Here is a 7,869-nt window from a genome sequence, read left to right on the forward strand (position 1 = left end):
TTTGACCGCACTTTTATTTCGCAAAATAGTCAGTTTTTTGCTATAATTCCGCACAATTTTCATTACAAAATAGAGAAAAACTATGTCAGAAACACCGGTTACAGAAAATGCTTATGGCGCATCAAGTATTAAAGTCTTAAAAGGGCTTGATGCGGTTCGGAAACGTCCGGGCATGTATATTGGGGATACCGATGATGGAACAGGCCTACACCATATGGTGTTTGAGGTAGTGGATAACGCGATTGATGAAGCGCTTGCCGGTTATTGTTCCGATATTATTGTTACTATTCATGATGACAATTCTGTTTCCGTACAAGATGACGGCCGTGGTATTCCAGTAGATATTCACCCAGAAGAAGGTGTTTCTGCGGCAGAAGTTATTATGACAGTGCTTCATGCAGGTGGTAAATTCGATGATAACTCTTATAAAGTATCAGGCGGTTTACACGGCGTAGGTGTTTCGGTAGTAAATGCACTTTCTGATAAATTGCAATTAACTATTCGTCGCCAAGGTCATGTGCACGAGCAATTCTACCACTTAGGTGAGCCTCAAGGGCCTTTAACCGTTATCGGTGAAACTCAAGCGACGGGTACAACGGTGCGTTTCTGGCCAAGTCCAGAAATCTTTGCAATTACAACTTTTGATTACAAAATTTTAGCAAAACGCTTACGTGAGCTTTCATTCTTAAACTCTGGTGTATCCATTCGTTTAATCGATAAACGGGATGGCACGGAAGATCACTTCCATTATGAAGGTGGTATTCAAGCGTTCGTTGAATATTTAAATAAAAATAAAAATCCAATTCACCCAAAACCATTCTATTTTTCAGCTGAAAAAGACGGCATTGGTGTGGAAGTCGCATTGCAATGGAATGATGGCGTGAATGAAAACGTTTATTGCTTTACCAATAACATTCCACAACGTGATGGTGGTACACACTTAGCCGGTTTCCGTGGTGCATTAACGCGCAGCTTAAATAACTATATGGAAAGCGAAGGGTTACTGAAAAAAGAGAAAGTGAGCACATCAGGTGACGACGCGCGTGAAGGTTTGGTGGCGATTATTTCGGTGAAAGTGCCAGATCCTAAATTCTCTTCACAAACAAAAGACAAATTAGTGTCTTCTGAAGTGAAAAGTGCGGTTGAATCTGCCATGAATGAGCGTATGCAGGAATATTTATTAGAAAATCCAGCCGATGCGAAAATCATTGTAAATCAAATTATTACTGCCGCACGTGCACGTGAAGCAGCACGTAAAGCACGTGAAATGACCCGTCGTAAAGGCGCATTAGATATTGCAGGTCTTCCAGGTAAATTAGCGGACTGCCAAGAAAAAGACCCAGCACTTTCAGAACTTTACCTCGTGGAGGGGGATTCTGCGGGTGGTTCGGCAAAATCAGGTCGTGATCGTAAAACCCAAGCGATTCTGCCATTAAAAGGTAAAATTCTTAACGTTGAAAAAGCACGTTTTGACAAAATGCTTTCTTCTCAAGAAGTGGGCACATTAATTACAGCGCTTGGCTGTGGTATTGGCCGCGATGAATATAATCCAGATAAATTACGTTACCACCACATCATTATCATGACCGATGCGGACGTGGACGGTTCACACATTCGTACGTTATTGTTGACCTTCTTCTATCGTCAAATGCCAGAATTAATTGAGCGTGGTTACGTGTATATTGCTCAGCCGCCACTTTATAAAGTGAAAAAAGGTAAACAAGAGCGTTACATCAAAGATAACGACGAAATGGTGCAATATGAATTAATGCTTGCACTTGATGGCGCAGCGTTGCACATCAGTGCTAATGCACCAGCAATGAATGATTTAGTGTTCGAGAAATTAGTGAGTGAATATAACAATGTTCAGAAATTAATTACGCGCTTAAGTCGTTACTATCCAGAGCCATTATTACAAGGTTTGGTTTACCAACCACAATTAACCGTTGAGTTAATGCGTAATGAAAGTGCGGTCGAAAATTGGGCGAATGCTTTTGTGGCATACTTAACAGAAAAAGAAACAGAAGCTCATTTATATTCAGCGAGAACGCAATTTAACAGCGAACGCCAAGTATATGAAGCCGTCATTACCGTTCGTAAACACGGTATTGATACCGATTACTTCATCAACTTTGATTTTGTGACCGGCAATGAATTTGCGAAGATTTCTACATTCGGTCAGCAAGTTAATGGCTTACTAGAAGAGGGCGCTTACGTCACACGTGGTGAAAAAACACAACCTGTTCAATCATTTGAACAAGCTGTTGAATGGTTGATGAAAGAATCTCGTCGTGGCTTAGAAATCCAACGTTATAAAGGGTTAGGTGAAATGAACGCTGAGCAACTTTGGGAAACCACCATGGATCCAAATGCTCGTCGTATGTTAAAAGTATCGATTAAAGATGCTGTTGCAGCAGACCAACTCTTCACCACATTAATGGGTGATGAAGTTGAGCCTCGCCGTGAATTCATCGAAATGAATGCATTAAGAGCAAACTTAGACGTTTAGTCTAACATTCAAAAATATCACTAAAAATGACCGCACTTAGGGAAATCAAGTGCGGTATTTTTTTACCTTTTATAGAAATAGAAATGATTTTCAATTAGATCTATTATTTATTTCTATTCTTTACTATAATTTTCACGATTTTTATCGTTTAAGGACAATGATACGAAATAGACTCGTTTTTATTTGTTAGATTGGTAGCAAAGTACGCATAGTAATGTGCGTACTTCTTTTTTGTTTTTAGGAGTAATCATTATGATGATAGATAAACGCCTAATTAACACGGTGGCCGACAGTAAAAAATGGATTGGCATCACAGTGTTATGGAACTGGGTGGCGTTAATTGGTGGGATTATAAGTGCCGTCGTGTTCTCTTATATTTTACAGGCGGCTTATTTTAACGAATTGGACCCGATAAGTGCGGTCATTTTGGGCATCGTTTTGGTTGCTGCTTTGGCATTGCGTGCCTTTGCGGGTAAAAAATCGGTGCAGGCCTCTTATTTTGCCAGTACGAAAGTGAAACATGAGTTGCGTAGCCTCATCTATCGTAAATTGGCCTCCATGCCGCTTAACCAAGTGAATCAACAATCTACTTCAAGCATTATCCAAGTGGCTTCAGAAGGTGTGGAGCAGCTTGAAATCTATTTCGGACGTTATTTACCTCAGCTTTTTTATAGCTTGCTTGCCCCGCTCACACTCTTCGCTTTTCTGATCTTTTTCAGCTTTAAAACAGCCGTAATTTTGCTGATTTGCGTGCCGCTGATTCCAATGTCGATTATTGCAGTGAATAAAATTGCGAAAAAACTCCTGGCAAAATATTGGTCCATTTATGTGGGATTAGGCAGTAGTTTCTTAGATAACCTACAGGGTTTAATTACGCTAAAAATCTATCAAGATGATGCTTATAAAGCGAAAGCGATGGATGAAGAAGCGGAACATTTCCGCAAAATTACCATGAAAGTGCTCACCATGCAGCTTAACTCGGTATCACTAATGGATTTACTTGCTTATGGTGGTGCAGCAATTGGGATTTTAACGGCTTTGTTGCAATTCCAAGCCGATCAATTAACTGTATTAGGTGTCATTTTATTTATTCTGCTTTCTTCTGAATTCTTTATTCCACTTCGTTTATTGGGTTCTTTCTTCCATGTGGCGATGAATGGTAAAGCGGCATCAGATAAGATATTCACATTGTTAGATACGCCCGTGGAAACTCAAACACAAGCGGTCGATTTTGCAGCGAAAAATGCTATTCAAGTGGATATTCAAGATCTGCATTTTTCTTATAGTGAAGAGAAGCCTGCGATTGTTGGCTTAGATTTAAGCATCTTACCAAATCAGCTTACGGTCTTTGTGGGTAAAAGTGGTTGTGGTAAATCTACCTTGGTTTCATTGCTAATGGGCTTTAATAAGGCGCTACAAGGCAAAATTCTATTCAACGGCCAAGAAATTCAAGAGATTAATCGTCATTCGTTTTATGAAAAAGTCTCTTTGGTGAGCCATAGCAGTTATGTGTTTAAAGGTACGCTACGTGAAAATATGACCATGGCGAAAATCGATGCTACAGATGAACAAATTTATGCGTGTTTAGAACAAGTCAATCTGGCGCAATTCGTTCGAGATAATGGTGGATTAGATATGCCATTATTAAGTCGTGGCGCAAATTTATCTGGCGGTCAAATTCAACGTTTAGCTTTAGCACGCGCGTTATTACACAATGCGGCGCTTTATATTTTTGACGAAGCGACCAGTAACATTGATGTGGAAAGCGAAGAAATTATTTTGCAGTTCATTCAGCAATTTAAACAACAGAAAACCATTGTGATGATTTCTCACCGCTTGGCGAATGCCGTGAATGCCGACTGCATTAATGTGCTTGAACAAGGCAAATTAATTGAGCAAGGCACACATAAAGAGCTCATGGAAAAACAAGGTGCGTATGCTGAAATGTTCCAACAACAAAAAGATTTAGAACAAATTAGAGAGGTGGCAAATGCGTAAAAATGGTTTTGTTGTGATGGGGCATTTGTTGAAATTAGTGACTCCATTGGCGCATATCATGGCGTTTACTATCACGATGGGAACGCTCGGTTTTCTTGCTGCTATCTTTATTATGGTGCTTGGGGCGATGGGTTTAGTGAATTTATTAAACTTTGACACCCATTTAAGTTTTTCTGGAATTTTGATCGCACTTATCGTGTTAGCGGTGGCTCGTGGCGCATTGCGTTATTTAGAGCAAATGTCAGGGCACTATATTGCTTTTAAATTATTGGCATTATTGCGTGACAAAGTGTTTTCGTCTTTACGCCGCTTAGCTTTTGTGAAATTGCAAGATAAACAAGCGGGGCAATTAGTGTCCTTGGTGACTAATGATATCGAATTGCTCGAAGTGTTCTATGCGCACACCATCGCGCCAATTATGATCGCATTTTTTACTTCTGCGATTTTATTGTTGGTTTTTGGGCATCTTTCAGGCTGGTTTGTACTTGTAGCATTAGCCGCTTACTTAACAGTAGGTGTGATTTTACCCATTATCACCACTAAATTAGCGCGTGAAGATGGTAGACGCTATCGTGAATTAGTAGGCGAAATGAATGATTTCTTCCTCGACAGTGTGCGTGGTATGAAAGAGATCCAACTTTTCGGCTACGCAAAACAACGTTTAGATGAAATTCAACAACGCAGCCAAAAAATTGATACGGCTTTTGAGCGCATTAAAGACCAAGAAGCCAAAGTTCGCGTTTACACTGAAGTGGCAGTATCGGCGTTTAACATCATTATGTTATTCACCGGCTTAATTTTGTTTAGTCTAGATAAGATTGATTTTTCTGCCTTTTTAATTGGCGTGATTTTATTGATGTCGAGCTATGGCCCGGTTATTGCGTTAAGTAACCTTTCAAGCAACTTGTTACAAACCTTGGCTTCAGGTGAGCGTGTATTGAGCTTGCTAGCAGAAGAACCCGAATTAAAAGACGTAGAAAGTGCGGTCGATTTAAAAGATGTTTCTCGCATTGATGTAGAGAACGTAAGTTTTGCTTATGGTGAAGAACAAATTTTATCGGATGTCAGCTTATCTGTGAAAAAGGGTGAAATCCTAGGGATTCACGGCAGAAGTGGTAGCGGTAAAAGTACCCTGTTAAAACTGCTGATGCGTTTTTACGATCCTAAATCGGGTAGCATTAAAATTAACGGCGAAACTTTACCGAATATCAACACCCGTAGTTTGCGAGACAATATAGCGTACATTACTCAGCAAACCTATATTTTCAACGAAACCATCGAGGAAAATATTCGCCTTGCGCGCCGTGATGCCACGTTAGAAGAAATGATGGAAGCAGCGAAGAAAGCATCAATTCATGATTTCATTTTAAGCTTGCCAGAAGGCTATCAAACGAAAATGACGGAATTAGGCGGTAACCTCTCTGATGGTGAAAAACAACGTATCGGTATTGCTCGTGCATTCTTACACAACGCACCGATTATTTTACTTGATGAACCAACCAGTAATTTGGATAGCTTAAACGAGGCGATGATTTTGAAATCGTTATTGAATGTGAAAGCAGAAAAATTGATTATTCTTGTGAGTCATCGTCAATCGACTATGGCTATTTGTGATCAGGTGATTGGCATTGAGAATGGTAGAATGTCGTAAGGCAGTGAGAAAAAGAGCGGTCAAATTGACCGCTCTTTTTTATTTTCTTAATTTCACTAACTCAACTTCGTGATTTTCACCTTTTCTAAGAATCAGATTAGCGCGTTCACGAGTTGGCAGAATGTTTTGTTTTAAATTCAATCCATTAATGTTATCCCAAATGTTGCTGGCTGTTTCAATGGCTTCTTGCTCAGAGAGATTCGCATAATGTTTAAAATAGGAATCTGGATTAGTGAAAGCACTTTGGCGGAATTTTAAAAATCGCTTGATGTACCATTCTTTAAGTAAATTCTCGTCAGCATCAACATAAATGGAGAAGTCCACAAAATCAGATACGAAGGTTTGATTCGCTTTATTTGAACCTGTTTGGAGAACATTTAACCCTTCTAAAATTAAAATATCCGGTTGATCGACAATATCAAATTTATCAGGAACGATATCGTAAGTCAGATGAGAATAAATAGGCGACTTTACCGATGGCTTGCCTGATTTGATATCAGCTAAAAAACGAATTAATTTGGCCGTATCATAAGAAATAGGGAAGCCTTTTTTCTGTAGCAAATCATCTTTTTTCAGTTTTTCTAATGGATACAGGAAACCATCGGTAGTGATTAAATCGACTTTTCGTTCAGTAGGCCAATGAGTTAGTAGCGATTGCAAAATACGTGCCGATGTACTTTTCCCAACCGCAACACTACCCGCGATACTAATGATGTAAGGGACTTTAGGGCTTTGTCCGCCAAGAAAACGATTCAAAACGGTTTGGCGGCGAAGGTTTTCGTCAATGTAATAGTTAATAAGACGTGCGAGTGGCAAGTAAATGGTGCTCACTTCATCGAGAGAAAGCTCTTCATTAAAACCTAAAAGTGGTTTGAGATCTTGCTCCGTTAATTTTAGCGGAACAGATTTTCTTAATTCAGCCCATTGCTGACGGCTAAAGTTCAGAAAGGGCGTTAGTTGTTCAGTAATTTCCACGGTGCTTTATATCTAGAGTGAAAAAAATTGGACAAAATATACCCTATAAATGCGTTGTGATCATCGTTTTTTATTAAAAGTGGTGACTTTTAAAGCAAGAATGAGGCTTTTTGCTTGTAAATTAGACGAATAGTTAAAAAAAACGCATTTTTCATAAAAAAAACTTGTCAGGCATAAAATTTTCCATATAATACGCCTCACTTGCTTACAACACGCCGACTTAGCTCAGTAGGTAGAGCAACTGACTTGTAATCAGTAGGTCACCAGTTCGATTCCGGTAGTCGGCACCATCCTTTAGTAAACAAGTATTCATTTAGCGTGGAGGGGTTCCCGAGCGGCCAAAGGGGGCAGACTGTAAATCTGTTGGCTCAGCCTTCGAAGGTTCGAATCCTTCTCCCTCCACCATTTTCTAAATGAATTCTGATGGGACAGATGAATTTAGGACTGCGGGCATCGTATAATGGCTATTACCTTAGCCTTCCAAGCTAATGATGCGGGTTCGATTCCCGCTGCCCGCTCCAAACGCTGATATAGCTCAGTTGGTAGAGCGCACCCTTGGTAAGGGTGAGGTCGGCGGTTCAAATCCGCCTATCAGCACCAGCCTTCCAAATTCCTCTTTCCTTTATTAAATAGTAATGATTTTATTGGTTAATGTGGTTTAATTTACCCATCGATAACCGTGTCTATTTAGAGGGACTCTTTAAATGTCTAAAGAAAAATTTGAACGTACAAAACC

4 protein-coding genes and 4 tRNA genes are annotated in these 7,869 nt (G+C 39.7%); 7 read left to right on the forward strand and 1 reads right to left on the reverse strand.

Going from position 1 to position 7,869, the window contains the following annotated elements:
• Positions 1-82 precede the first annotated feature (82 nt).
• From gyrB to cydC, 3 genes are all read left to right on the forward strand, one after another.
• Positions 83-2,509 (forward strand): DNA topoisomerase (ATP-hydrolyzing) subunit B, encoded by a 2,427-nt coding sequence (gyrB, locus tag HMPREF2732_RS00410; RefSeq protein WP_070589992.1) that lies wholly within the window; start codon positions 83-85, stop codon positions 2,507-2,509.
• A 252-nt stretch (positions 2,510-2,761) separates the two neighbouring features.
• Positions 2,762-4,507 (forward strand): ABC transporter ATP-binding protein/permease, encoded by a 1,746-nt coding sequence (locus HMPREF2732_RS00415; RefSeq protein WP_070589995.1) that lies wholly within the window; start codon positions 2,762-2,764, stop codon positions 4,505-4,507.
• Positions 4,500-6,158: a thiol reductant ABC exporter subunit CydC gene (cydC, locus tag HMPREF2732_RS00420; RefSeq protein WP_070589998.1), complete on the forward strand. Its 1,659-nt coding sequence runs from the start codon at positions 4,500-4,502 to the stop codon at positions 6,156-6,158. The genes HMPREF2732_RS00415 and cydC overlap by 8 nt, the downstream gene beginning before the upstream one ends.
• 39 nt (positions 6,159-6,197) lie before the next feature.
• Here cydC and coaA read toward each other — a convergent pair whose 3' ends face one another.
• Entirely contained in the window at positions 6,198-7,133 is a 936-nt protein-coding gene (gene coaA, locus HMPREF2732_RS00425) for a type I pantothenate kinase (protein WP_005695046.1), read from the reverse strand.
• 214 nt (positions 7,134-7,347) lie between these two features.
• Here coaA and HMPREF2732_RS00430 point away from each other — a divergent pair.
• The 4 genes from HMPREF2732_RS00430 to HMPREF2732_RS00445 all read left to right on the forward strand — a co-directional run bounded on the left by HMPREF2732_RS00430 (position 7,348) and on the right by HMPREF2732_RS00445 (position 7,733).
• Positions 7,348-7,423 (forward strand) — tRNA-Thr (locus tag HMPREF2732_RS00430).
• Positions 7,424-7,453: 30 nt separating this feature from the next.
• Positions 7,454-7,538: transfer RNA gene (locus HMPREF2732_RS00435), tRNA-Tyr, on the forward strand.
• 41 nt (positions 7,539-7,579) lie between these two features.
• Positions 7,580-7,654, forward strand: a tRNA-Gly gene (locus HMPREF2732_RS00440).
• 3 nt (positions 7,655-7,657) lie between these two features.
• A tRNA-Thr gene (locus tag HMPREF2732_RS00445) sits at positions 7,658-7,733 on the forward strand.
• Positions 7,734-7,869 lie beyond the last annotated feature (136 nt).

The sequence above is a fragment of the Haemophilus sp. HMSC061E01 genome (assembly GCF_001810345.1).
Lineage (GTDB): Bacteria > Pseudomonadota > Gammaproteobacteria > Enterobacterales > Pasteurellaceae > Haemophilus_D.

What these genes read in the sequence shown, in the direction of transcription:
- cydC (WP_070589998.1), top strand. Translation starts at nt 4,500, where the DNA reads ATGCGTAAAAATGGTTTTGTTGTGATGGGGCATTTGTTGAAATTAGTG.
- gyrB (WP_070589992.1), top strand. Translation starts at nt 83, where the DNA reads ATGTCAGAAACACCGGTTACAGAAAATGCTTATGGCGCATCAAGTATT.
- HMPREF2732_RS00415 (WP_070589995.1), top strand. Translation starts at nt 2,762, where the DNA reads ATGATGATAGATAAACGCCTAATTAACACGGTGGCCGACAGTAAAAAA.